This window comes from Saccharopolyspora soli (assembly GCF_022678645.1).
GTDB classification, from domain to species: Bacteria; Actinomycetota; Actinomycetes; order Mycobacteriales; family Pseudonocardiaceae; genus Saccharopolyspora; species Saccharopolyspora soli.
This window is the reverse complement of sequence record NZ_JALBWV010000088.1, coordinates 1-23,064: the sequence shown is the minus strand read 5'-3', so window position 1 is coordinate 23,064 and position 23,064 is coordinate 1. Positions and strand designations below refer to the sequence as shown.

Annotated in this window: 23 protein-coding genes, 3 tRNA genes and 1 pseudogene; 16 read left to right on the top strand and 11 right to left on the bottom strand. The window is 68.0% G+C overall.

Features of this window, described 5'->3' with window-relative positions:
- Nucleotides 1-99: 99 nt before the first annotated feature.
- Nucleotides 100-1,161 carry a histidinol-phosphate transaminase gene (gene hisC, locus MOQ72_RS39410; RefSeq protein ID WP_242191074.1) on the bottom strand — a complete coding sequence of 354 codons (1,062 nt, stop codon included), beginning with the start codon at nt 1,159-1,161 and terminating at the stop codon, nt 100-102.
- 198 nt (nt 1,162-1,359) lie between these two features.
- Here hisC and MOQ72_RS39405 point away from each other — a divergent pair, with 198 nt between their 5' ends.
- From MOQ72_RS39405 to MOQ72_RS39380, 6 genes are all read left to right on the top strand, one after another.
- A complete protein-coding gene (locus tag MOQ72_RS39405; RefSeq protein ID WP_242191073.1) occupies nt 1,360-2,061 on the top strand; it encodes a dienelactone hydrolase family protein in 702 nt (233 codons plus the stop codon).
- A gap of 161 nt (nt 2,062-2,222) precedes the next feature.
- On the top strand, nt 2,223-4,217 hold the full coding sequence (locus tag MOQ72_RS39400) for an acetoacetate--CoA ligase (protein ID WP_242191072.1): 1,995 nt from the start codon (nt 2,223-2,225) through the stop codon (nt 4,215-4,217).
- Between the two features lie 101 nt (nt 4,218-4,318).
- Nucleotides 4,319-4,408: transfer RNA gene (locus MOQ72_RS39395), tRNA-Ser, on the top strand.
- A 41-nt stretch (nt 4,409-4,449) separates the two neighbouring features.
- Nucleotides 4,450-4,522: transfer RNA gene (locus MOQ72_RS39390), tRNA-Arg, on the top strand.
- Between the two features lie 643 nt (nt 4,523-5,165).
- Nucleotides 5,166-5,942, top strand: coding sequence for an IPT/TIG domain-containing protein (locus MOQ72_RS39385; protein WP_308198052.1), 777 nt, complete (start codon nt 5,166-5,168; stop codon nt 5,940-5,942).
- Nucleotides 5,943-6,128: 186 nt separating this feature from the next.
- On the top strand, nt 6,129-7,232 hold the full coding sequence (locus MOQ72_RS39380) for an IPT/TIG domain-containing protein (RefSeq protein ID WP_242191070.1): 1,104 nt from the start codon (nt 6,129-6,131) through the stop codon (nt 7,230-7,232).
- A 163-nt stretch (nt 7,233-7,395) separates the two neighbouring features.
- Here the strand turns inward: MOQ72_RS39380 and MOQ72_RS39375 are convergent, their stop codons facing one another.
- Nucleotides 7,396-7,842, bottom strand: a complete 447-nt coding sequence (locus tag MOQ72_RS39375) for an Ig-like domain-containing protein (protein ID WP_242191069.1) — start codon at nt 7,840-7,842, stop codon at nt 7,396-7,398.
- A gap of 703 nt (nt 7,843-8,545) precedes the next feature.
- Nucleotides 8,546-8,857 (bottom strand): hypothetical protein, encoded by a 312-nt coding sequence (locus tag MOQ72_RS39370; protein WP_242191068.1) that lies wholly within the window; start codon nt 8,855-8,857, stop codon nt 8,546-8,548.
- A gap of 22 nt (nt 8,858-8,879) precedes the next feature.
- Here MOQ72_RS39370 and MOQ72_RS44950 point away from each other — a divergent pair.
- Nucleotides 8,880-9,197 (top strand): annotated as a pseudogene (locus MOQ72_RS44950) (MerR family transcriptional regulator); the annotation flags it as partial.
- 41 nt (nt 9,198-9,238) lie between these two features.
- Here MOQ72_RS44950 and MOQ72_RS39355 read toward each other — a convergent pair.
- A complete protein-coding gene (locus tag MOQ72_RS39355; protein ID WP_242191066.1) occupies nt 9,239-9,517 on the bottom strand; it encodes a nuclear transport factor 2 family protein in 279 nt (92 codons plus the stop codon).
- Between the two features lie 57 nt (nt 9,518-9,574).
- Nucleotides 9,575-9,814 carry a hypothetical protein gene (locus MOQ72_RS39350; RefSeq protein WP_242191065.1) on the bottom strand — a complete coding sequence of 80 codons (240 nt, stop codon included), beginning with the start codon at nt 9,812-9,814 and terminating at the stop codon, nt 9,575-9,577.
- Between MOQ72_RS39350 and MOQ72_RS39345 the strand changes: the two genes are divergently transcribed.
- Complete coding sequence (locus MOQ72_RS39345; protein WP_242191064.1) at nt 9,813-10,442, top strand: SRPBCC family protein; 630 nt, start codon at nt 9,813-9,815, stop codon at nt 10,440-10,442. The two genes, MOQ72_RS39350 and MOQ72_RS39345, sit on opposite strands and share 2 nt — an antisense overlap.
- On the opposite strand, the gene MOQ72_RS39340 is transcribed toward MOQ72_RS39345, so the two are convergent.
- Nucleotides 10,411-11,688 carry an MFS transporter gene (locus MOQ72_RS39340; protein WP_242191063.1) on the bottom strand — a complete coding sequence of 426 codons (1,278 nt, stop codon included), beginning with the start codon at nt 11,686-11,688 and terminating at the stop codon, nt 10,411-10,413. The genes MOQ72_RS39345 and MOQ72_RS39340 overlap by 32 nt on opposite strands.
- Before the next feature lie 71 nt (nt 11,689-11,759).
- On the opposite strand from MOQ72_RS39340, the gene MOQ72_RS39335 reads away from it, so the two are divergent.
- The 3 genes from MOQ72_RS39335 (at nt 11,760) to MOQ72_RS39325 (ending at nt 14,404) form a co-directional block, all read left to right on the top strand.
- Nucleotides 11,760-12,740: a GlxA family transcriptional regulator gene (locus MOQ72_RS39335; RefSeq protein WP_242191062.1), complete on the top strand. Its 981-nt coding sequence runs from the start codon at nt 11,760-11,762 to the stop codon at nt 12,738-12,740.
- A 121-nt stretch (nt 12,741-12,861) separates the two neighbouring features.
- On the top strand, nt 12,862-13,530 hold the full coding sequence (locus tag MOQ72_RS39330) for an O-methyltransferase (protein WP_242191061.1): 669 nt from the start codon (nt 12,862-12,864) through the stop codon (nt 13,528-13,530).
- Between the two features lie 88 nt (nt 13,531-13,618).
- Entirely contained in the window at nt 13,619-14,404 is a 786-nt protein-coding gene (locus MOQ72_RS39325; RefSeq protein WP_242191060.1) for an SDR family NAD(P)-dependent oxidoreductase, read from the top strand.
- A gap of 79 nt (nt 14,405-14,483) precedes the next feature.
- Here MOQ72_RS39325 and MOQ72_RS39320 read toward each other — a convergent pair whose 3' ends face one another.
- The 5 genes from MOQ72_RS39320 to MOQ72_RS39300 form a co-directional block, all read right to left on the bottom strand.
- On the bottom strand, nt 14,484-14,708 hold the full coding sequence (locus tag MOQ72_RS39320) for a hypothetical protein (protein WP_242191059.1): 225 nt from the start codon (nt 14,706-14,708) through the stop codon (nt 14,484-14,486).
- 337 nt (nt 14,709-15,045) lie between these two features.
- Entirely contained in the window at nt 15,046-15,516 is a 471-nt protein-coding gene (locus MOQ72_RS39315) for a YbaK/EbsC family protein (protein ID WP_242191058.1), read from the bottom strand.
- Between the two features lie 167 nt (nt 15,517-15,683).
- Nucleotides 15,684-16,865, bottom strand: a complete 1,182-nt coding sequence (locus tag MOQ72_RS39310; RefSeq protein ID WP_242191057.1) for a cytochrome P450 — start codon at nt 16,863-16,865, stop codon at nt 15,684-15,686.
- Between the two features lie 33 nt (nt 16,866-16,898).
- Complete coding sequence (locus tag MOQ72_RS39305; protein WP_242191056.1) at nt 16,899-17,585, bottom strand: TetR/AcrR family transcriptional regulator; 687 nt, start codon at nt 17,583-17,585, stop codon at nt 16,899-16,901.
- A 432-nt stretch (nt 17,586-18,017) separates the two neighbouring features.
- Nucleotides 18,018-18,989, bottom strand: coding sequence for a prephenate dehydrogenase (locus MOQ72_RS39300; RefSeq protein WP_242191055.1), 972 nt, complete (start codon nt 18,987-18,989; stop codon nt 18,018-18,020).
- 122 nt (nt 18,990-19,111) lie between these two features.
- On the opposite strand from MOQ72_RS39300, the gene MOQ72_RS39295 reads away from it, so the two are divergent.
- The 5 genes from MOQ72_RS39295 to MOQ72_RS39275 all read left to right on the top strand — a co-directional run bounded on the left by MOQ72_RS39295 (nt 19,112) and on the right by MOQ72_RS39275 (nt 22,899).
- A complete protein-coding gene (locus MOQ72_RS39295; RefSeq protein WP_242191054.1) occupies nt 19,112-19,600 on the top strand; it encodes a tRNA adenosine deaminase-associated protein in 489 nt (162 codons plus the stop codon).
- Nucleotides 19,597-20,073 carry a nucleoside deaminase gene (locus MOQ72_RS39290; RefSeq protein WP_242191053.1) on the top strand — a complete coding sequence of 159 codons (477 nt, stop codon included), beginning with the start codon at nt 19,597-19,599 and terminating at the stop codon, nt 20,071-20,073. The genes MOQ72_RS39295 and MOQ72_RS39290 overlap by 4 nt, the downstream gene beginning before the upstream one ends.
- A 191-nt stretch (nt 20,074-20,264) precedes the next feature.
- Nucleotides 20,265-20,825: an RNA polymerase sigma factor gene (locus tag MOQ72_RS39285; protein ID WP_242191052.1), complete on the top strand. Its 561-nt coding sequence runs from the start codon at nt 20,265-20,267 to the stop codon at nt 20,823-20,825.
- A gap of 44 nt (nt 20,826-20,869) precedes the next feature.
- A tRNA-Ser gene (locus MOQ72_RS39280) sits at nt 20,870-20,955 on the top strand.
- Between the two features lie 156 nt (nt 20,956-21,111).
- Nucleotides 21,112-22,899 carry a DUF8508 domain-containing protein gene (locus tag MOQ72_RS39275; protein WP_242191051.1) on the top strand — a complete coding sequence of 596 codons (1,788 nt, stop codon included), beginning with the start codon at nt 21,112-21,114 and terminating at the stop codon, nt 22,897-22,899.
- Nucleotides 22,900-23,064 lie beyond the last annotated feature (165 nt).

Here is a 23,064-nt window from a genome sequence, read left to right as displayed (position 1 = left end):
GAACTCTATAGGTCGAACGCGAGACATGATCAAGTTTTGCCGGAAATGGCGCCCATTCCGGTGCGCCCGGATTCGCCGACGCACCGGAATGGGCGAGGGTTATTCCGCCACCTGGCGGAACGACCGGGCGGCGGCCAGGAACGCGTCGTTCTCGTCGGGCGTTCCGATGGTGACCCGCGCGCCCTCACCGACGAACGCGCGGACCACGACACGGTTCCGCAGGCAGTGCTCGTTGAACTCGGCGGTCTGCTCGCCCAGCGGCAGCCACACGAAGTTCGCCTGCGTTTCGGGAACCTCGTACCCGGCGGCCACGAGTTCGCGGTGCACCCGCTCCCGCTCGGCCACCACGTTGGCGCACCGCTTGGTCAACTCGTCCGGCGCGTCGAGCGAGGCGATCGCGGCGACCTGCGCGAGCGCGTTGACGCTGAACGGAATCGCCACCTTCCGCAGCGCCTCGGCGACCTTCGGCGGCGCCACGGTGTAACCCACCCGCAGCCCGGCGAGGCCGTACGCCTTGGAGAAGGTCCGCATCGACGCGACGTTGTCGCGTTCGAGCGCGATCTCGATGCCGTCCGGGCCGTCCGGGTCGGTGACGAACTCGAAGTACGCCTCGTCGAGCACCACCAGCACGTCCGAGGGCACCCGGTCCAGGAAGGCGTTGAGCTCCGCGCGCCGGACCAGGGTGCCGGTCGGGTTGTTCGGCGAGCAGACGAATACCAGCCGGGTGGCCGGGGTGATCGCGGCGAGCATCGCGTCCAGGTCGAGCGCGTGCTCGGCGGTCAGCGGCACGCGCACCTGCTTGGCGCCGACGACCTGGGTGATGATCGGGTACGCCTCGAAGGACCGCCACGGGAAGACGACCTCGTCGTCGGCGGTGCAGGTCGCCTGCACCAGTTGCTCGCACAGCGCGACCGAACCGCAACCGACGGCGATCCGCTCCGGATCCACCTTGAGCCGCGCGGCCAGTGCCTCGGTCAGTCGCCCGACGCCCATGTCCGGGTAGCGGTGCACCTCGCTGGCCGCCTGGTTGATGGCCGCCACCGCGCTGGGCAGCGGACCTTCCGACACCTCGTTGCTGGCCAGCTTGATCGAGCCGGGGATGGTGCGTCCCGCGACGTAAGCGGGCAACTGCTCAAGGTCGGCACGAGTGCGCACGGTCATTTACGACTCCTAGCTCCAGTGGGACACCTGGACGTTAACCCGCCGACGCGGCACCGTGCTCCGCTGCTCCCGGAAAACGCGCGTGCGGCGGTTGGCCCAAGCCGACTGCCTCGTCTTGGTGACCGTCGGTCGAATTCACTCGTCCGACCGGCTGAACTCGTTGACTGGTGTTCACCTCGACGTGATTACCTGCTCCGCATGACCCAAACCCGGACCGAGACGCTTGCGCTCACCGACGGCACCCAACTCCGGTTCACCCTCGCCGAACCGAACACCGTGGTGCGTGGTGGGCTGGTCGTCCTGCACGAGGCCCGTGGTGTCACGGAGCGGGTGCGTCGGTTGAGCAGCGCCCTCGCCGAAGAGGGCTGGCTCACCGTCGCGCCGCACCTTTACCACCGGGACGGCACCGACGAATTCCACGACCACCATCCGGACGAGCACGTGCACGACCAGGTCCAACGGCTCTCCGGCGACTCGATCCTGGCCGACACCGACGCGGCCTTCCTATGGCTGTCCGACCGGGGCGTACCCGCCGACCGGCAGGGGATCATCGGCTTCGACGTCGGCGGCACCGCGGCACTGGTGGTGGCCGCCAGCCGCACCCTCGGCGCAGCGGTGAGCGTCGGCGGACGCGGCATCCTCGACCCGCTGTCCGCGGCGGTTCCGCCGCTGGTGGAGATCGCCGGGGAGTTGGCCTGCCCGTGGCTCGGGCTGTACGGCGACGACGACGAGATCGAGGCGGGCGAGGTCGAGAAGCTCCGCGAGGTCACCGACGCCGCCCCGACGGTGACCGACGTGGTCCGCTATGCGGGTGCGGGGCACCGTTTCGACCGCGACTCGGAGGCCGCCTCCGAGGCGTGGCAGCGGGCCCGCAACTGGTTCGACCTCCACCTGCGCTGAGAGAGTGCGCGGAGTGGCTTGCCTGACGACTACTCCTGGCACACCAATCCGCTGAAGCGGCGGTGGCAATTTCGCGAGAAATTGCGCACCCGGCACCGACGGCGGACCTCGCCAGCGCTGGAGGCTGGCTGAACGGGGTAGTCGTGGGTTAGGAAGAGCCCATGACATCGAGCACCCACCCGGAATCGACTCCCGAGTTGTTGTGGCAACCGAGCGCGGAGCGCGTGGCAGCCAGCCGGATGGCATGGTTCCGCGCATGGTTGCGCATCGAGCGCGGCCTCGACCTGCCCGACTACCGGGCGCTGTGGCAGTGGTCGGTGTCGGACCTGAGCGGGTTCTGGTCGGCGGTGGCGGAGTTCTTCGAGGTCCGCTTCCACGACCGCGCCGAGCAGGTGCTCAGCGCCGAGGTGATGCCGGGCGCGCAGTGGTTCCCCGGCGCGACGTTGAACTACGCCGAGCACGCGTTGCGCGGCGGCGCGGGCAAGGCGGACGACGACCTGGCGGTGATCTTCGCGCGGGAGGACGGCCGCACCGAGGAGATCAGCTACGGCGAACTGCGGGCGCGGGTGGCCGCCGCGCGCGCAGGGCTCGCGGCGTTGGGGGTGCGGGCCGGTGACCGGGTCGCCGCGCTCGCGCCGAACAGCCCGGAGACGCTGGTGGCGTTCCTCGCGGCGGCGAGTCTCGGGGCCACCTGGTCGTCGTGTTCGCCGGACTTCGGCGCCCGCGCGGTCGCGGACCGCTTCGTGCAGATCGAGCCCAAGGTGCTGATCACCGTCGACGGATACCGCTACGGCGGTCGTGAATTCGACATCCAATCCACTGTGGACCAACTGCGCGAAGCGATGCCGAGCCTGTCTGCCACGGTGCTGATCGACTACCTCGGCGCGGGCGCGGAGCTGGCCGGGACGATCGACTGGGACGACATGCTGGCGCAACACCGCGGCGCGCCGCTGGAATTCGACCCGGTGCCCTTCGACCACCCGCTGTGGGTGCTGTACTCCTCGGGCACCACCGGCTTGCCGAAGGGCATCGTGCACGGCCACGGCGGCATGGTCCTGGAGCACTTCAAGGCCATCGGGCTGCACTGCGACCTCGGTCCCGGCGATCGGTTCTTCTGGTACACCACGACCGGCTGGATGATGTGGAACTACCTGGTCAGCGGCCTGCTGACCGGCACGACACTGGTGCTGTACGACGGCAGTCCGGGCTACCCGTCGCTGACCGCGCTGTGGGAGCTGGCGGCCCGCCACCAGGTCACCTACTTCGGCACTTCGGCGCCGTTCATCCAGAGCTGCCTGAAGCACGAACTGCGCCCCAAGGACGACTTCGACCTCACCGCGCTGCGCACCGTCGGGTCGACCGGAGCGCCGCTGACCACCGACGGGTTCCGCTGGGTGGCCGACGCGGTCGGCGAGGACGTGCAGATCGCCAGCGTCTCCGGCGGCACCGACCTGTGCACCGCGTTCGTGGGCGCCGCGCCGGACGTTCCGGTTTGGTTGGGGGAGATCTCCTGCCCGATGCTCGGCGCGGCGGTGGCCTCCTACGACGAGTTCGGCAAGGAACTGCACGACGAAGTCGGCGAACTGGTGCTGACCAAGCCGATGCCGACGATGCCGGTGTTCTTCTGGCACGACCCGGACGGCTCCCGGCTGCGCGAGGCGTACTTCGACACCTTCCCCGGCATCTGGCGGCACGGCGACTGGGTGCGGCTCACCGACCGCGGCACCCTGGTGATCTACGGTCGCAGCGACTCGACCCTCAACCGCGGCGGCATCCGGATGGGCACCGCCGAGTTCTACCGGGTCGTGGAGGGTTTCGAGGAGATCGTCGACTCGTTGGTGATCGATACCTCGGGTGCCGGTGAGACCGACGGTGAACTGCTGTGCTTCCTGGTGCTGGCCGACGGCGCGGACCTCGGAGAGGTCCAGCCGAAGCTGGCGGCGGCGCTGCGCACCGAGCTCTCACCGCGCCACGTGCCGAACCGGTTCATCGTCGTCGACGAGGTGCCGCGCACCCTCAACGGCAAGAAGCTGGAGGTCCCGGTGAAGAAGATCCTCGCGGGCACCCCGCCGGAGCGCGCGGTCAGCCGCGATGCCCTGCGGAACCCGGCGTCCTTGGATCCGTTCGTGCAGCTCAGCGCCGATCTGGCGGACTGATCGACAGCTGACCCAGCCACCCCGGAGCCAACATCGACCCCCCTTTGTCGACCGGTCGGCCGGTTGTGTAGTCTTTTCTCCGGTGGCCACGAGGGTTACCGGGAGGCTTCGCCTAGTCTGGTCTATGGCGCCGCACTGCTAATGCGGTTGGGGGTTACGCCCCCTCCCGGGTTCAAATCCCGGAGCCTCCGCTGCGGCCTTCACCGCGAGGTGGAGACCCAAAATTGAACGAGCGCCCGTAGCTCAACGGATAGAGCATCTGACTACGGATCAGAAGGTTAGGGGTTCGAATCCCTTCGGGCGCGCGTCTGGTCGAGACAGCAGAAACCCCCTCCAGCAGGGGGTTTCTTGCTTTCCAGAGTCTGTTCGCTGCGCATGTGGAGGCTCCCCCGTAGTCGTTTAGGCGGGTTGTGAGACCGAAGTGAGACCGAAGGGTCGGCGGTGAGTCCGTGGGACCAACACTTCGGTCTCGGGCTACCCCGGTGTGTCCGGCACGCGTCTTGTGAACTTCTTGCGGCGCAAGGTCTTCGCTTCCACCGATTTGCGCGTCGTGCGTGCCATCGAGCTCCCTCTGTGGTGTGCGTGACCGTCGCTACCGCTCTGCCGGGTCTGTCGAGATTCGGTTGGGTTTCGTTCCAGCCACTTGCGACACGGACGGGCAGAGACGCCACGAAAAACACGGACAGTAACTGTTTTGTGGTCAGCATTGCTTCCATTGGGGCGACAAAGGTAGGTAATGCATTACGCCATGTGGCCCTGGTTCTTACACCCACAGTTAACCCTTTAGGGCTTTGCGAGTGAACATATAACCGTTCGTGTTCAATTACTAACGATCAGTGGTCACACGAGCTAGGTTGGTCACTGTCCGCGACGATCGGACTCAACTGGGGAACTCTCTTAGTTACTGAGTGCAACTGGGGTGCGCTCCGCGTGGAGTCTGGCGCGGGCATGTTCCTTACGCCATCTGATTGGAATGAGGATTCAATGCCAATTAGCCCGAATCAGGGATCCAGTGCCGGGGGGACCGCTGTGGTCATCACCGGCACCGGCCTGGCAAACGCAACTGCGGTCCGTTTCGGTTTGAACCCCGCGACGATCACCGCCAACACCGCGACCCAGGTGGACGTGGTCAGTCCAGCGGGGCACGGTTCGGTCGGCGTCACCGTCGCGACGCCGGGTGGGACCAGCAACGCCTTGCCGTTCTTCTACATCGAGCCGCCGACCAAGACCAGCCTCAGCCCGTCTTCCGGGGTCACCGCTGGCGGCAACTCGGTGACGATCACCGGCACGAACCTCAACACGGCCAGCGCCATCACGTTCGGCGCCAACGCTGGCACCATCACCAGCGCGAACGCGGGTACCGTCGTCGCGACCGTGCCTGCGGGAGCGGCTGGAACCGTGCCGATCACCCTCACCACCTCGGGCGGTAGCACCAACGGCCTGTTCTACACCTACGTCGCCGCTCCGACGGTGACCGATGTGGATCCGGCGGAAGGGCCGACGGCGGGCGGCACACCGGTCACCATCGGTGGAACCGGGCTGACGACCACCAGCCAGGTCACCTTCGACGGTGCCCCGGCGAGCTTCAGCGTCCTCTCCGACACGGAGCTCACCGCCGTCACCCCGGCTGGAACTGCGGGAACGGCGGACATCGTGGTCACCACCACCGGTGGTAGTGACACCTTGGCCGCTGGCTTCAACTACCTCGCAGGGCCAGGTATCTAGCAAATCGGTGAGCCAGGGGCGTTTTCCGCGCCCCTGGCTCCACCCCAAAACCAAGAGTTCGCCGACTTCGGCGGTCGAAAACCACAACCGGCAAGTACTAGTCACTACCGGCGCCGGTTCCGGCTCAGCCGTCCTACTGCCTGCGCTGCGATGGCTCGTCAAGCGATGGCAGCGTTGGCTTCGCGCATGAAGGACATCATGGTCACCAATCCACACGCAGGCAGTTCAAACGTGGAAAAGCCAGCGAACGACACCGATTCCGCGGGAGTGCTGGTCATCCCCACGGTCACCGGGGTCAGTCCTGGCTCGGGGCCGACGACGGGTGGCACCAACGTCACCATCACCGGGTCCGCATTCATCGGCGCGACCGCCGTCACCTTCGGCGGCACTTCCGCCATCTTCAACGTCAATTCCAACACCCAGATCACCGCGACCACCCCTGCCCGGCCGGCGGGCGCCGCCCAAGTCCGCGTCACCACCCCGGGCGGAACCAGCACCAACGCGGTGTTCTTCAACTACCAGACACCACCCACGCCCACGGTGGTGAGCGTCAGCCCCAGCAGCGGGCCGACTGCGGGGGGAACGGTCGTCACGATCACCGGCACCAATTTCTCCAGTGCTACGGCGGTCGCTTTCGGTGGGACTCCGGCGGCGAGTTTCACGGTGAACTCCAGCACGCAGATCACCGCGACCACGCCCGCTCGTCCGGCTGGCGCGGCGCAAGTCGTCGTCACCGCCCCTGGTGGCACCAGCAACAACACGGTCGCTTTCTTCTACCTCAACGCCCCTGCGTTGGTGGGGCTCACACCGGACTTGGGGCCGACTGCGGGGGGAACGGTCGTCACGATCACCGGCACCGATCTCTCCGGTGCTACGGCGGTCACATTTGGCGGGACTCCGGCGGCGAGTTTCACGGTGAACTCCAGCACGCAGATCACCGCGACCACGCCCGCTCGTCCGGCGGGCCCGGCGCAAGTCGTCGTCACCACGCCTGGTGGCACCAGCAATTCGCTGTCGTTCGGCTACCTCAGCACGCCGACGATCACCAGTCTGGTCCCCGCCCAGGGCCCGGAGGCCGGTGGGAACGGGGTGACGATCACGGGTTCGAACCTGACGTTCACGACTGGGATCACCTTCGGCGTCAACACCGCGTCCTTCGTCGTCCTGTCCGACACGCAGATCGCCGCTGTCGCGCCACCGGGCACCGGGACGGTACTCGTGGCGGTGGCCACGCCAGCGGGTAACAGCGGAACCTTGGCGTACAACTACATTCCGGCTCCGCAGATCTGATCCCGGACGCGTTTGCGGCGATCGTTTCGCGGTGGGACGGCGATTGCGGTGTCTTCACCCCGCGAACATCAACCCCGGCTCGAATTCCGAGCCGGGGTTGATGCGGGGTGCGGCATCGGGAACGGGCTCGTCGTTGGTCCGCGCCCGATGCCCGTTGTGGCAACTAGTTCGTCACGGTGTAATCGCCGAAGTTGATGTCGCCGATGATGAGGTCGAGCAAGCCGCAGCGGCACGGGGGCGCTGGCGGCGGTACGGGTGCGGAAGACACCTGGACCATGGTTGTGTCGCTCGACGCCCCGCAGTTGTCATCACCGTTGTAGGCAGCCGTGATCTCGTAGCTCCCGGCGGTGTCGAAAGAGGTGGTGAGCGACGCGTTTCCACTCGCGTTGAGGGGCACCGTGTCGAGGATTTCCGGACCGTCCCAGAAGGTCACTCCAAGACCGCCGGGAGTGCCCGCCGAGCAACTGACCGTCGCGCTCAGCACGACTTGTTGCCCGACAGTCGCGGAGGATGGCGATGCCTGCACCGTGGTGGTCGTCTCCACGGGTTGAGCCGACGCTTGTGGGGCGAATGCCGTCATCCCGGCCAGCGCGGCGAACGCGACCGCCATTCCGCGAAGGTTCCGCCTGAGCCCAGATTTCACAGTTGTTCCTCCTAATGAAAGTTTCGGAGTAATCCGCGGTGTCGAACGAACCACGCGAGAATAGCTAGTCGTTCGAAATTCTGGTTGCAACCGGAAATGCGTCAGGCTAATCCTTATGTGCGACGCTGTATTCCACGAACGGGCGGTATTTCGGCGTCGGCGAATCGAATCGGGCAGTTATGCAAGAATTTGTCACATTTCACCTGGGGTTGGTTGGCGCGGGTGTCTAATTGCCCGCGCAATTAGTTGCCAGCGGTCGTGCTGGGCCGATGATCCGAGGCTGTGTCCGGGTTCCACGGCGGCCGATCGAACGGCCGTGTACTGGAGGTGGGTGGCAACGTACGAGCTCAGGGGCCTTGTTTCGGTGTGACCGAGCTGCTTGCCGCTGCGATGGCGAGGTCCGTCGACTTGGGATACGATCCCGTTCCCGCTGATCAGATCTGGTCGTGCAACGGGTTCCGTTTTTGATTTCCAGGCCGTGTGTGACCGGCTTCGCGGGAATGCGCGCGTGGAAAGTATCGGCTGCTTTCGGCGTGTCGTGAAAATCGTTGGCATGGCAATTCGAGGAGAATCTGATGGTCGCTCAGAGCCGAATCCGTCAGCCGCATCCCAGGGGTTGCCGAACGCAACGCGCTCGGCAAGTGGATCAGTTCCAGGTGGCGGCAATTGATCAACTTCGCCGGTCCGCTGTTGCCAGATGACGCTCCCGCGACCCTCGGCAGGACTGGATATTTTGATTGGGATCAAGCAACCTCAAGGCTCGACGCTGCCCCGAATCGTCAGCGGCCGAGGAGGTGGCGAGCGTGCCGCCGAGGACCTGGTCGCGGCGTGGGCCTAGTGCGGTGACTCGTTCGATCGTGGCGCGGGCCAGCACCGGGTCGCCGTAGGGCGCGTCCGAGCCGAACAGGGTTCGGTCCGGGATTTCGTCGATCGCCACGCGTACCGCGAAGATGATGCTGGCCGTCGACAGTTCGAGGAACATGTTGGGCTGACGAACCGGTACGAGCGAGCGGCTGCTGCGCTACTACGAGCGCGTCGGACTGCTGCGGGCGCAGCGCCAGGACAACGGCTACCGCGACTACGACGAGAACTCGGAGCGTGTCGTCGGTCAGATCCGCGCGTTGCTGGCGGCCGGGCCACCCACTCGACTCATTCGCGCGGTCTTGCCGTGCGCCCGCGACGACGGGCGACTGCGGCCCTGCTCCGGCGTGCTCGACAAGCTGCGCGATCGGCTGGCCGAACTCGACCGGCGGGCCGCAGACCTGCGGGTGGCCCGATCGATGCTGGAACGAGCGATCGAGGAGACCGAGCGCGCGGCGTGATCGCCGTGCGGTCGTGAGCGCGTAACCGGCCTGGAGCCCGGTCAGGCACTCACGACTTTCCACAGCCGGTCCGCTGCGACGTGGGAGAAGCGCCAGCCCTGGTGGGTGCGGACCGCTTCGAACCGGTAGCGCTCGCCGATGGTGAAGGCCGGTTCCAGGGCGTCCGGGTCCGGCACGAAGATCGCGATGAGCTTCGCGCCGACCGCCGCCCGGTCGCCGTCCAGATCGATCAGCACGTTGCTGGTGACGTGCTGGGTCCGGGCGAATGCCGCATGACTGCGGCGGGCCTGCGCGGCCAGCTCGCCGAGCCGACTGATCACCCAGACTGCCGTGCACGCTCACCGGCTCGTGTCCGAAGGGCTCGCCGACGCGCACCGCTACCACTTCTCGCTGCTCGCGGCGCTGGACGAGTTCGGGCCGTCCAGCCAGGCGGCCCAGAGCACCTGCTGGATCCAGTGTTCGGCCACCTGCGGGTCCACGGCGCCGTCGGCGTGGCCGAGTTCGAACAGCTGTTGGCAGCGCCGGTCTAGTCGAGGCGCTGCGGATTGCTGGAGCGAGCGAGAGTGCGGTGGAGGCCGGATGATGACCAGCGGTCGTCCGTACGGAGGGAACCACATGATCGACATCGCAAAGCAGGTCACCGCCGTGCAGCGGGTGGTCAGCCAGCACTCGATCGACGGCGGCGAACGGGTGAGCGTGCTGCTGCGCCGGAACTACGCCGCCCCGATCGAGGACGTCTGGAGCGCGCTGGCCGAACCGGGTCGGTTGCGGCGCTGGTTCCTGCCGATCACCGGCGAGCTGCGGGAAGGCGGCCGGTTCCAGCTCGAAGGCAACGCCGGAGGCGAGATCATCCGCTGCGAGGCACCTCGCCTGCTGAAGATGACCTTCGGCGCGGAAACCAGCGTGGTGGAGCTGCGACTGTCCGAGGTGGACGGTGCTACCGGGTTCGAGATGATGCACTCGGTCCCGGTGCAGCTGGCCGGCAACGGCGCGGGCGCGCTCTTCGTCGGCCCCGGCTGGGACGTCAACCTGCTCGCGCTGGAACTGTTCCTCCGAGGGGAGGTCTTCGCCAACCCGGTCGGGTGGCAGAACTCCCCGGAGGTGCAGCGCTTCTCCCGGCAGACCATCAAGGCCTGGGCCGCCGCGGCCGAGGACTCCGGCACAGCCGACGGCGACCAGATCGCGCAGGGCATCGCCACGGCGACCGCGCAGTTCACGCCCGACCTCGACCCGTCGACCGCCTGATCGTGGTCGCCATCAGGGCGGCTGCGGCGCACAGCGCGGCCGTGCTGATCCACACCGTGTCGTAGGAGCCCAGCAGGTCTCGTGCCACGCCGCCGAGGAAGGCGACCAGCCCAGCGCCCACCTGGTGGGCGGCGTTCACCCAACCGAAGACGATCGCGCCGTCGTCGCCGTAGATCTCCCGGCACAACGCGATCGTCGGCGGCACGGTGGCCACGTCGAGCAGCCCGAACAGCACGACGAAGACGATCATCGTCGGCCGCACCGTCGGGGCGAGCAGCACCGGCAGGAACAGCAGGGAAGTGCCGCGCAGCGCGTAGTAACCGGCCAGCAGCAGGTGCGGGCTGAACCGGTCGGTGAGCCAGCCCGACCCGATCGTGCCAGCCACGTTCACCACCCCGATCACCGCGAGCAGCGAGGCCGCCACGGTGGTCGGCATGCCGTGATCGTGCGCGGCGGGGGTGAAGTGGGTCCACATGATCCCGTTGGTGGACGCCCCGCAGATCGCGAAAGTGCCAGCCAGCAACCAGAACGGTCCGGTCCGCGCGGCGGCGAACAACGCCCGGAGCGCACGTGGCGCGGCGCCCGGAACCGGTGCCGGTTTGGGGACGAACTGCGTCGCGCCGTACGGGCGCAGGCCGAGGTCGGCGGGATGGTCCCGCAACACCGCCCAGACCAGCGGCGCCGTACCCAATGCGAGCACCGCCAGCGTGACGGTCGCCGAACGCCATTCGAACCGGTCGATGAGCCAGGACAACACCGGGAGGAAGGCGAACTGGCCGAAAACGCTCGCCGCGGTGAGCAGGCCGGTCACCAGCCCGCGCCGCGTGACGAACCAGCGGTGCGTCACGGTGGCGGCGAAGGCCATCGCCAGCGCGCCGCAACCGACCCCGACGAGCAGACCCCAGCCGACCACCAACTGCCAGGAGTTGGACATGGCCGTGGTCAAACCCGCGCCGGAGGCGATCAGCAGCAGCGCGCCGATGACCACCCGCCGGATGCCGAAGCGGTCCATCAGCGCCGCCGCGAACGGCGCGGTCAATCCGTACAGCGCCATGTTCACCGAAACCGCGATGCCGATGGTGCCGCGCGACCAGCCGAATTCGTGGTGCAGCGGAGTGACCAGCAGACCGGCCGTGGTGGCGCAGGCACCCGCGCCGATGATCGCCAGGGCGGTGACGGCGGCGACCCACCAGGCGCGGTGGATGCGGGTTCGCGGAGCCGGTTCGGTCCTGATGGCAGTTGTCATGGCATCGACCCTGCGCCGTCGCGCGCCGCGGAACGAGTGGCCTGATAGCCAACATGTGCAAGAATCAGGCCATGACTGGTCGAGTCGCGGTGTTGGTCCGCCACGGCGTGATGCCGATGGAACTGGGTTTGGTGCACCAGCTGTTCGGACAGGCGCGCTCGCCTGCCGGAGATCCGCTGTACGAGGTCGTGACCTGCACCCTCGTTCCTGGTGAGGTGCGCACCGACGCGGATTTCCCGATCTACGTCGCGCACGGTCCGCAGGCGCTGGCGGACGCCGACACCGTGGTCGTCCCGGCATCGCACGAGTACGACGAATCCGACACCTTGGGCCGACTCAACCCAGCCATGGCCGACGCGTTCGCGCGCATCCGCCCCGGCACGCGCATCGCCTCGATCTGCACCGGTGCTTTCGTGCTGGCGGCGGCCGGGTTGCTCGACGGCCGCCGGGCGACGACGCATTGGAAGTCCGGGGAGGTGTTCCGGAAGCTCTACCCGGCGGTGCACCTGGACCCCGATGTCCTCTACACCGACGACGGCGACGTGCTGACCTCGGCTGGCGAAGCGTCCGGAATTGACCTGTGCCTGCACATGATCCGGTGCGATCACGGCGCGGCGGTCGCCAACGAGGTCGCGCGGGCGACTGTCGTCCCGCCGCACCGCGACGGCGGCCAAGCCCAGTACATCCGACGGCCCATGCCCGAACCGCAGTTCTCCTCAACCGCGCAGGCCCGCGCGTGGGCGCTGGAAAACCTGGACCGGCCGCTGACCCTGCGCGAACTGGCCGCCCGCGAGTCGATGAGCGTGCGGACGTTCACCCGGCGATTCCGCGACGAGGTTGGCATCTCGCCGTTGCAGTGGCTCACCCAGCAGCGCATCGAGCGCGCTCGCCAGCTCCTGGAGGAGACCGATCTGTCCGTCGACCGGATCGCGGTGGACACGGGCTTCGGCACGGCGGCCTCGCTGCGCCAGCACCTCCAAGCGGCACTCAGCGTGTCACCGAGCGCCTACCGCAACACCTTCCGGGGCAGCGAGACTGCCGCGGCGAGCTGATCATCCTCTTTGTCCACATCGGATCGATCGGGAGCGGCTTCGTTGCAGCGGAACCCTCCGATTGATCTACTGCGCAGCGCGGCGCGACCAGGTGGAATGGGGAAAACGACTGGAGGTCTCCATGGCAGATCAGCAGTGGACCGCGGTGGACGATTACCTGGGCGGGCTGCTCGTGCCGGAAGATCCGGTGCTGACCGCCGCGCTGCGGGCTGGCGACGAGGCCGGACTGCCGCACATCAACGTCTCCGCTCTGCAAGGAAAGCTGCTGCACCTGCTGGCTCGGTCGGTGCGGGCGCGCAGCATCCTGGAGATCGGCACGCTCGCCGGTTACAGCACGATCTGGCTCGGCCGAGCCCTGCCGCCGGACGGTCGGCTGATCACCCTGGAAGCCGAGCCGAAGCATGCCGAGGTCGCCCGCGCCAACCTGGCTCGGGCAGGCCTGGACGGGATCGCCGAGGTGCGCCTCGGCCTCGCCCTGGACACCCTGCCTGAGCTGGTCGAGGACTCCTTCGACCTGGTCTTCATCGATGCGGACAAGCCGAACATCCCGGATTACTTCCGGTGGGCCATGGTGCTCACCAAGCCGGGCGGGATGGTGATCGTGGACAACGTGGTCCGCCGCGGCGCGGTGGCCGACGAGCACAGCACCGATCCAGCGGTGCGCGGGGTGCGCCGGTTCCACGAGATGCTCGCGTCCGAGCCGCGGGTGGCGGCCACCACGATCCAGACGGTCGGAGTGAAGGGTCACGACGGTTTCACCCTTGCCGTAATCCTCCGGCCTGATGAATGATCGCGTGGTCAGACCAGTACGACGGCGTGCGGTTGTGCCCGGCGGGCTGGTCCACAGCGGACCGATCAGCACCGGGAGGAATCTGATCATGAGCAATCGGCTCGCCAACCTCTTCCAGCTCGACGGGCGCAAGGCGGTGGTCGTCGGCGGTGGCAGCGGACTGGGCCGCTCCAGCGCGGTTGGCCTGGCCGAGTTCGGCGCGAAAGTGGTCGTCGCGGACGTGAACACGGCCGGTGCCGAGGAAACCGCCGAGTCGATCAAGCAGCTCGGCCACGAGGCGAGCTGGTGCGAGCTGGACGTGCGCAACGGCGCGCAGATCCAGCAGCTCGCGGCCGTCGAATCGGACGCCGAGGTACTGGTCATCACGCCCGGCATCAACGTCCGCAAACGGTTGGTGGACACCGTCGACGAGGAATTCGACCGGGTCGTCGACGTCAACCTGAAAGGCACCTACCGGCTGGTGCGGGACTTCGGTGTCCGGATGGCCGAGCGCGGCCGGGGCAGCATCATCACCTTCGCCAGCTTCCGCGCCGAAGTGGTCGAACCCGGTCAGGGCATCTACGCCGCGACCAAGGCCGGTGTCGTGCAGCTCTCCCGTGCGCTGGCGGCGGAACTGGGGCCGAAGGGCGTGCGGGTCAACGCGATCGCGCCCGGTCCGTTCGAAACCCCGCTGACCGAGCAGATCAAGTCCGACCAGGCCTGGTACGGCGCGTATGCCGAGAAGACCGCGCTGAAGCGGTGGGCCACCGCCGACGAGATCGCGGGTGCCGTGGTGTACCTGGCCTCGGACGCCGCGTCGTACGTGACCGGCAGCCTGCAACTGGTGGAGGGCGGCTGGACCGCGATCGACGGCCGCTTCGAGCCCAGCGTCTGACCCGAATCGCCAATGTTGGTGCCAGCAAAGCAAAAGCGAGGCCCAGCCGGATGGGCGGGGCCTCGCTGATCGATCTCGGTCAGTCGATGATGCCAGCGTTGATGATGTTCACGTCGTCATCGCTGATGTGGGTCCAGTCCCACTTGAGGTCGTTGCAGCTGATGAAAATGCACGTGTTCTTGTCTCCGTCGTCTTTGTGGGTTCCATCCCAACCCCACGGGGCAGCAGCAGCCATTCCCGCTCCGCCGATGGCCAGCGGCAGGGCGAAAGCGCTCACAACAGCAATGCGGGACAGCGAACGCATCATGCTTTCCTTCCAATTCGGGGGATACTGGTTCCCGGATCTGGGCTGGACCCGGAATGTGTTGCGTTCCCATGTCTACCGGCCCGCGCTTTCGCTCGCCGATCCCACCAGGCCCTTTCACCTCAAGGTGTGCCAAACGGGTAATGGCGGTAACGGATGGGGTGCGGCGAGCGCTGCAAAAGCCCACATGAATCGTATTCGCACCTGGTGTGACCTGGTAATCTTTTGGCCGGATACCCGGAAGGGTGGTGTGTCGATCAAGGTCGTGGCGGCAATTAGAAATTGTCCGGACGCGACTCGCGCGAGGCGTTGTCCGAAGACCACCTGAAGGTGGAATTCAGGGTTTCTCCACATCGGCGACGAGACCGTCGGTGATCCGCACCAGTTCGTCGAACGACGTCGGGAACATCGCGTGTTTGCGGCCTGCTCCAGCCCAAACCACGGGGTGGTCGGCCAGCTGTTGGTCGACCACGGTCCGGATCCGCTGCGGATGGTCGACCGGACCGACCCCGCCCACCGGCTGCCCGGTCACCGCCAACACGAACTCGGGCGTGGCACGCCGGATCTTGCGCACCCCGAGCAGCCGGGCCACGTGCTTGGTGTCCACCCGGTGCGCGCCGCTGGCGATGATCAGCAGCGGCTCGTCGTCGGCGGTGAAGACCAGGCTGTTGGCGATCGCGCCGAGTTCGCAGCCGAGCTTTTCGGCGGCTGCTGCGGCGGTCGGCAGGTCGGTGTCGAACTCGACGACCTGACCAACCACGCCGAGCTCGCGCAGGCAGGAGGCGAAGGTGTCCGTGGCATTGCTCATGCGGCGCAGAATCCCGCAGGCGGCGGCGGTGGACAAGTCAATTACCGGTGACGCGGGCGCACAACTCGATCAGTGCCCGAAAGCGTCCACTGCGGTCGGATTGATGGCGTGGGCAGTTCCGCCCGTAACCGGCATTTCGCCTCTTACGGGCAGAACCGCCAGTGCTGTCAGCTGAGCAGGAGGGGGAGCTTGCGGACGCCGGTCACGTTGGGACTGGGGATGAACTCGGGCGCGTCGTCCGGGTCCGTGCGAAGGCGCGGGAACCGGTCCAGCAGGATGTTCAGCGCGACCCGTCCTTCCAGCCGGGCCAGCGGCGCGCCTAGGCAGAAGTGGATGCCTCGGCCGAAGCCGATCTGCGGGTTCGGGTCCCGCGTGACGTCGAAGACGTCCGGGTCGGCGAACTGCCGGGCGTCCCGGTTGGCCGCCGCGACCCACGCCAGCAGCAGCTCGTCGGCCGGGATCTGCTGGCCAGCGAGCTCGACCTCCCGATCGGTCACCCGGGAAACCGCCGCGAACGGGCTGAGGAAGCGCAGCGACTCCTCGATCGCCGAGGGCACCAGCGCTCGGTCCGCCCGCACCTTCGCTAGCTGATCAGGGTGCGCGTCCAGGCAGAGCACCGTGTTGCCCAGCAGCATCGTCGTGGTGATGTGCCCGGCGATCAGCAGCACCATCCCGAAGTTGACCACTTCGGCGTCGCTGAGCCGCGCACCGTCCACCTCGGCCTCGACGAGCTTGCTCAGCAGATCCGCCCGCGGACTGCGCCGCCGCTGCGCGACGTGCTCGCCCAGGTAGTCGGCCAGCTGCTGCACCTGCTCCATGGCTTTCGCCATGTAATCGTCCTGCTCCTTGCTGCGCTTCTTGAGCGAGAACTGGTTGGAGGTGGTGAACATCGCGTCCACCCACTTCTTGAACAGGCCGCGGTCGCTGGCGGGCACGCCCAGCAGTTCGGCGATCACGATGACCGGCAGTGGATAGGCCAGGTCGGTGACCAGTTCGGCCCGGTCGGTCACCTCGTCGAGCAGCTCGTTGGTCAGCGCGGCGATCCGGGGTTCCAGATCCGCGACGACCTTCGGCGTGAAGGCGTGGCTGACCAGCTTGCGCAGCTTGTGGTGCTCCGGCGGGTCCATCTGCACCAGGTTGCCCTCGGTGAAACCGGTGGTCTCGGGCATCAGCCGCTGGGTGTTCGAGGAGAACGTGCCGGGTTCGCTGAGGACGTACAGGATCTCGGGGTAGCCGTAGACGTTCCACATGCCGGTCTCCGAGTCGTACTGGACCGGCTGGTCCGGCTGCACGCCCCGCAGCCAGAACTGCGCCTCGTTGATTCCCCAGGTGTCGGCGAGGGTCGTCATTGTTGCCCCTTCTCGATGACGTCCGGCGCGGGATCAGCCGCGCTCGGGATCAGGTGGGTAGATCCACTCTCGGTAGCTCGCGTTGACCTCGTCGAACAGCGCGCTGATCTCGGCTGCCGCGGCGGTCAGCGAAACGTGGTCCGGTCCGCCTTCGGGTTCGAAGGCGCGGTGCACGGTGTCGGCCAGGGCCTCCGCCTTGTCCTGGTCGGCCAGCTCCTCCAGATCGGGGTTGATGCTGGCGGCCACGAAGAAACCGGTGATCGTCGCGTTCATCGAGAAGACCAGGTGCGGCACGTCCTCGCGCACCAGGCCGTACTCGGTGATCAGCGCGAAGTACCGGTCGGAGAACACCTTGCCCTGGCTGCGCGTCGGGGACTGTTGCAGGCTGCCGAGCAGTTCGGTGTCCCCGACGACCAGCGCCCGCATCAGCGGCCTGCGCTGCGTCGCCAGGAACGAGGAACGCGCGAACCGGTGCGGCCGGACCTCTTCGGGGTCGCGGCGCATCCCGTCGACGAGCTCGGCGATCAGCTCGATCGACTCGCGCAGGATCAGCGCCTCGAACAGCCGTTCCTTGGTGCGCCAGTGCAGGTAGACGGTCCCCTTGCCGATGCCCGCCTGCCTGGCGATGTCCTCGATGGTCACCTTCCGGTAGCCCAGCCGAATCATCAGTTCGCCCGCCGCATCGAGGATGCGGTTGGCGCGTTCGGTCGGCTGCGGCACGGGGCGCCTCCAGGGTCGAGTTCGCATCGGATGACTGGTTGACTGATATTGAAATTTGGTCAAGCAGTCACACGATAGCTCGGCCCGGCGGCCGCGGCAATGGTCACCCGGAAGCGCAAAACACCCCGGTCGAGTTGCCTCCACCGGGCGAACCTCGGCGCGCGCGACCACGTCGGCGGGCTTAATTTCTGCAGGTGGCGCGCATGCCGCAGGGCTTTTCCCGCAGCTCCGAAGGGAGCACCATGGGAGATGGAGCCCGCGCGGACCTCCTGCGGGCAGTTCGAACATCGCCGCCCGACCCACGCTGACGAGCGGGACCAGGTGAGGGCCGTCCTACTCGGCAGTGGTCGGAGCGGATCATGGAGAGGCCGCCTCAACGCACAGGGCGGCCTCTCTTAATGTCGTGGGTCGTCGCGGCGGCGAGAGCGGTTCTCAACTGCCCACCGGCAGTTCCACACTCGCGGCTTGCGCGGACAGTGCTACCACGCGTCCGCCGCGCTCGCCGAGTTCTCGCAGACGCTCCAGTGCCGTGCTGTTGAACTGCACCGTCGCGGTCGTGCGCTCGCTGGTCGCGAGGTTTTCGAGCGCGCCGCGCGCGGCGTGACCAGCATCCACTGTGGACTTCAGCCCGCCGGTCGAGGCGAGTGAACCGCGTGCCGCGCCGAGTCGACCCAGGGCGTCATCGACGGCGTCGAGCAGCGCGACGCGATTGCCCTCGGTCATGGCCCGCACGAGTTCCGGCGCGCTACCCGCGACGCGGGTGCCATCGCGGAACGAACCGGCGGCCAGGGACAGCGCGAGCGGGCCGCCATCGGCCCCGACGGCGGCGAGCACCGCGGCGAACAGGTGCGGCAGGTGCGAGATGCGCGCGACCGCCGAGTCGTGCGCGGCCGCCGAGGTCGGCACCACCTGGGCGCCGCAGTCCAGCGCGAGTTGCGCGGCCTGCTGCCACGCGTCGATCGCGGTGTCCTCCTCGATGGTCACCGCCCAGGCAGCACCCGCGAACAGCTCGCCCGACCCGGCCGACCAGCCGGAACTGGACACCCCGGCCATCGGGTGACCACCGGCGTAGCGGGCGCCGGGCAACAGGCTGCGGACCTCGGCGTCGACCGGGTCTTTCACGCTCACCACGTCGGTCAACCAGACATCGGGAGCGTGTCGGGCGACCTGCCGCAGCACCTCGCGCACGGCGGTCAGCGGCGTCGCGACGACCACGAGCGCATCCGCCTCGGCCGCGCGGCGCAGCGCTGGCTCGATCTCGATCACGTCGAAGCCGTCGGCCCGCGCGGCGGCGGCATCCGCCTCCGACGCCGTTGTCCCCCACACAGGGCGTCCGGCGGTTGCGGCGGCCCGCAGCACGGAGCCCCCTATGAGCCCCAATCCGATCACGCACACGGCACGCATTGGCCCATCCTGCCCGACTTCGCTGACGACCACGCACCCGGTTGAGCGGCAAACAATGCCCGGATGGTTACGAGCGCGCAATAGTGCTTTCGGGTGGCGTTCGTACGCTCTACGGTGTCCTCATGACGGTGCAGGAGCCGGTCGCTGGCTTCGCCGTCGCCGTGGTGCGGGAGGACGGGCGGTGGCGGTGCAGCATGATGGACAAATCGGTGCTGACTGGCCTGGACGCTTCGATCACGGCGTTGCGCGAGCTGCGTTCCACCGGTGCGGTGTTCGGTATGTGCAATGTGGACGACGAGTTCTTCGTGCTGATCAGACCGGTGCCCGGCGGCGTCGACCTGTTGCTGTCGGATGCCGCGGCGGCGCTGGATTACGACATCGCGGCCGACGTCCTCGACCTGCTGCGCATCGATCCGCCCGATGAGGACGACGAAGAGGTCTGGCCGGAGGGCAACCTGGCGATCCTGTCCGATCTCGGGCTCCCGGAGGGCGAGCTGCTGGTGATCATCGAAGAAGTCGACCTCTACCCGGACGAACAGCTGGAGATGATCGCCCAGCGCTGCGGCTTCGGCGAGGACTTCGCGAAGGTGCTGGAGAAGCTGGACCAGTGAGCACTTCCGGTGCCCGTGCCGGGGATGCCGAACTGGTGCGGGCCGCGTTGCGAGCCGCTGCCGAGGCACCGTCCACAGGGGATGTTCCCATCGGTGCGATCGTGGTCGACCGAGCCGGGCGGGTGCTCGCGCGAGCGCACAACCAGCGGGAGGCGTTGCAGGACCCCACGGCGCACGCGGAGATCCTCGCGTTGCGCGCTGCGGCGGCAGCGCACGGCGATGGCTGGCGCCTGGACGGCTGCACCATCGCGGTGACCGTGGAGCCGTGCACGATGTGCGCTGGCGCATTGGTGCTGGCCAGGGTGGCCAGAGTGGTGTTCGGGGTGTGGGAACCGCGGACCGGTGCGGTGGGCTCGCTGTGGGACGTGGTGCGTGATCGCCGCCTGAACCACCGGCCGGAGGTGGTCGGCGGCGTGCTGGCCGACGAGTGTGCGGCCGTGCTGGCGGACTTCTTCGCGGAGCACCGCGAGTAGGACCTGCGGCGATTTCGCGCGAAATCGGCACGGGCCACCCACCGGGTAGGTGTCCCCCGGTCCCGTTCCGGTGGCTGAACTTTTCCACCGGTTCGGGCGGCCTGTCCGGGCCACGATCGACAACCCGGACTGTGACCATGAATTTCGTCCCGCTCCAGCTGGGCGGGGCTCATCGCGTTGCAGGGGGTGACGTGGATCCGACTGACGCAGTTCTGGCCACCCGCATCGCGGCGGGCGATGCCGACGCCTTCGAACTGTTGGTGCGTCGCTATTCCGACGGGGTTCTCGGCATGGCGCTGCGGATGCTCGGCGACCGGGCCGAGGCCGAGGACGTCGTGCAGGAGGTTTTCGTCACGGTGTGGCGGCGATCCGGCGGCATCGCCGCTCCCGCGGCCCTGCGGGCGTGGTTGTTCCAGGTCGCCCGGCGACGCTGCCTGATAGTGCTGCGCCGCCGCCGGACGTCCCGCACCGAGCCGGTCGACGCGGTACCCGAGCATCGCGCCGCGCTCGGCTCGGCCGTGTTGACCGCGGACCCGCAGCGTGTCGTGGAGGCGGGCGCGGGTGTGCTGGCGCTGCGCCGCGCGCTCGCGGGGCTGCCGACGCGGCAGCGCGATGTCTGGTTGCTCGCCGAGGTCGACGGCCTGTCCTACCTTGAGATCGGCGAGCGGGTCGGGGCTGGCGAGCAGGCGGTGCGCGGTCGGCTGTTCCGCGCCAGGGCCAGCCTGGCCGACCGGATGCGCGCCTGGCGCTGACCCCCTTTGCCGGACGACGTCCGACGACCGGTACCCTGACTGGCGGTAGCGTGTCCGAGCGGCCGAAGGAGCGCGCCTCGAAAGCGCGTGTGGTTAACAGCCACCGTGGGTTCGAATCCCACCGCTACCGCAGATCAGGGCCGGTCCCCGTCAACGATGGGGACCGGCCCTTTTTCGTGCTTGCCAAGGGCGCTTTCTCCCGGCTTGTTCATTTGATCGTGTGTTTTTCGTCGCTCGGTGCGGGTAGCTTCGCGTCGATCATGTCGCTTGGCGAGGGGAAGCCGAAGTGCGCATCGCATCGCTGCTGGCCGCCACCGGGGTGTTGTTGTCGATCGCGCCGATCGCCGCTGCGCAGCAACAGGTCCGCATCCACGACATCCAGGGCGGCACGCGGGTCTCGCCGCTGGCCGGTCAGCGGGTGGTGGGAGTGCCGGGCGTGGTTACCGGGGTGCGTGGCTTCGGCTCGGCCCGCGGGTTCTGGTTCCAGGACTCCGAACCGGACGCGGACCCGCGCACCAGCGAGGGGCTGTTCGTGTTCACCGGGGAGCAGACCCCGGCAGTGGCGGTCGGGGACGTCGTCTCGGTCGGCGGGCTGGTCGCGGAGTACTACCCGGTCGCCGAGGGGGAGACCCCGGAGACCACGCCGAACCAGTCGGTCACCGAGTTGACCGAGGCCAACTGGCAGGTCAGCGGCAAGGGCGGTGTCCCGGCCGAAGTGGTCGGCCCGGAGACCGTGCCGGTCGAGTACGCGCCGCAGGACGGGGCGATCGACAAGCGGGAGCTGGAGCCGCAGCGGTACGCGCTGGACTACTACGAATCGCGGGAAGGCATGTCGCTGCGGGTCGACGACGTGCGAGTGGTCGGTCCGACCGACGCGTTCCGCGCGCTGTGGATCACCACCAAGCCGGAGCAGAACGCCAACAGCCGAGGCGGCACCACCTACACCGGCTACGCCGACGCCAACGCCGGACGGCTCAAGGTCGAGTCGTTGGAGGACGGGCCGTTCCCGGCCGCGAACGTCGGCGACCAGTTGCGGGGCAGCACCGAAGGCCCGCTGGACTACAGCCGCTTCGGCGGATACGTGCTGGAAGCCGCGCGGCTCGGCGAGCACGTGCCGGGCGGCTTGCAACCCGAGTCGACGCGACCGCAGGGCGATGATGAGCTCGCGATCGCCGCGTACAACGTGGAGAACCTCGCCGCCGGTGGCGACCCGGCCAAGTTCGCGCGGCTCGCCGAGGGTGTCGTCGACCGGCTCGCCGCACCGGACATCGTTGCGCTGGAAGAGGTCCAGGACAACACCGGCCCGACCGATGACGGCGTGGTGGCCGCGGATCGGACGTTGCAGGAGTTCACCGACGCGATCGTGGCAGCGGGCGGGCCGCGCTACCTGTGGCGGCAGATCGACCCGCAGAACAACGCCGACGGCGGGGAACCGGGCGGCAACATCCGGGTGGCGTTCCTGTTCAACCCGGCTCGGGTGTCCTTTGTGGATCGTCCGGGTGGGGATTCGACCACCCCGGTGCACCCGGTGACCGATGGCGACCGGGTGGCGCTGAGCGCGTCGCCGGGCCGCATCGACCCGGTCAACGAGGCGTGGCGGGACAGCCGCAAGCCGCTGGTCGGCGAGTTCCTGTTCCGCGGTGCGACGGTGCTCGTGGTGGCCAACCACTTCACGTCCAAGGGCGGGGACCAACCGCTGCACAGCCGGTTCCAGCCCCCAGCGCGCGTTTCGGAACAGCAGCGGGAGCAGCAGGCGCGGGCGGTGCGCGGGTTCGTCGACGAGGTGCGGGCCATCGACGAGCGGGCGAAGGTCGTGGTGCTCGGCGACCTGAACGACTTCGGGTTCGCCCCGGCCTTGGCGCCGTTGACCGCCGGGGGAGCGCTGGTGCCGCTGGCCGACGCGTTACCGCCGGTCGAGCGCTACAGCTACGTCTTCGAGGGCAACTCCCAGCAACTGGACCACATCCTGGTCAGCCCCGCGATCATCGGCGACTACGACATCGTGCACACCAACGCGGAATTCGCCGACCAAGCCAGCGACCACGACCCCCAGGTCGCCCGCCTCCAACCCTGAGGCTGTTCCCGAGACTTCTCGATCGTGAACCGTCACGGGTGCGAGCGAATGCGAAAAGCCCCGGCGCGTTACCGCGGCCGGGGCTTTCGACCTGCGGAGGATACGGGATTCGAACCCGTGAGGGCTGTTAACCCAACACGATTTCCAATTCCGGTGCCGAAGGTC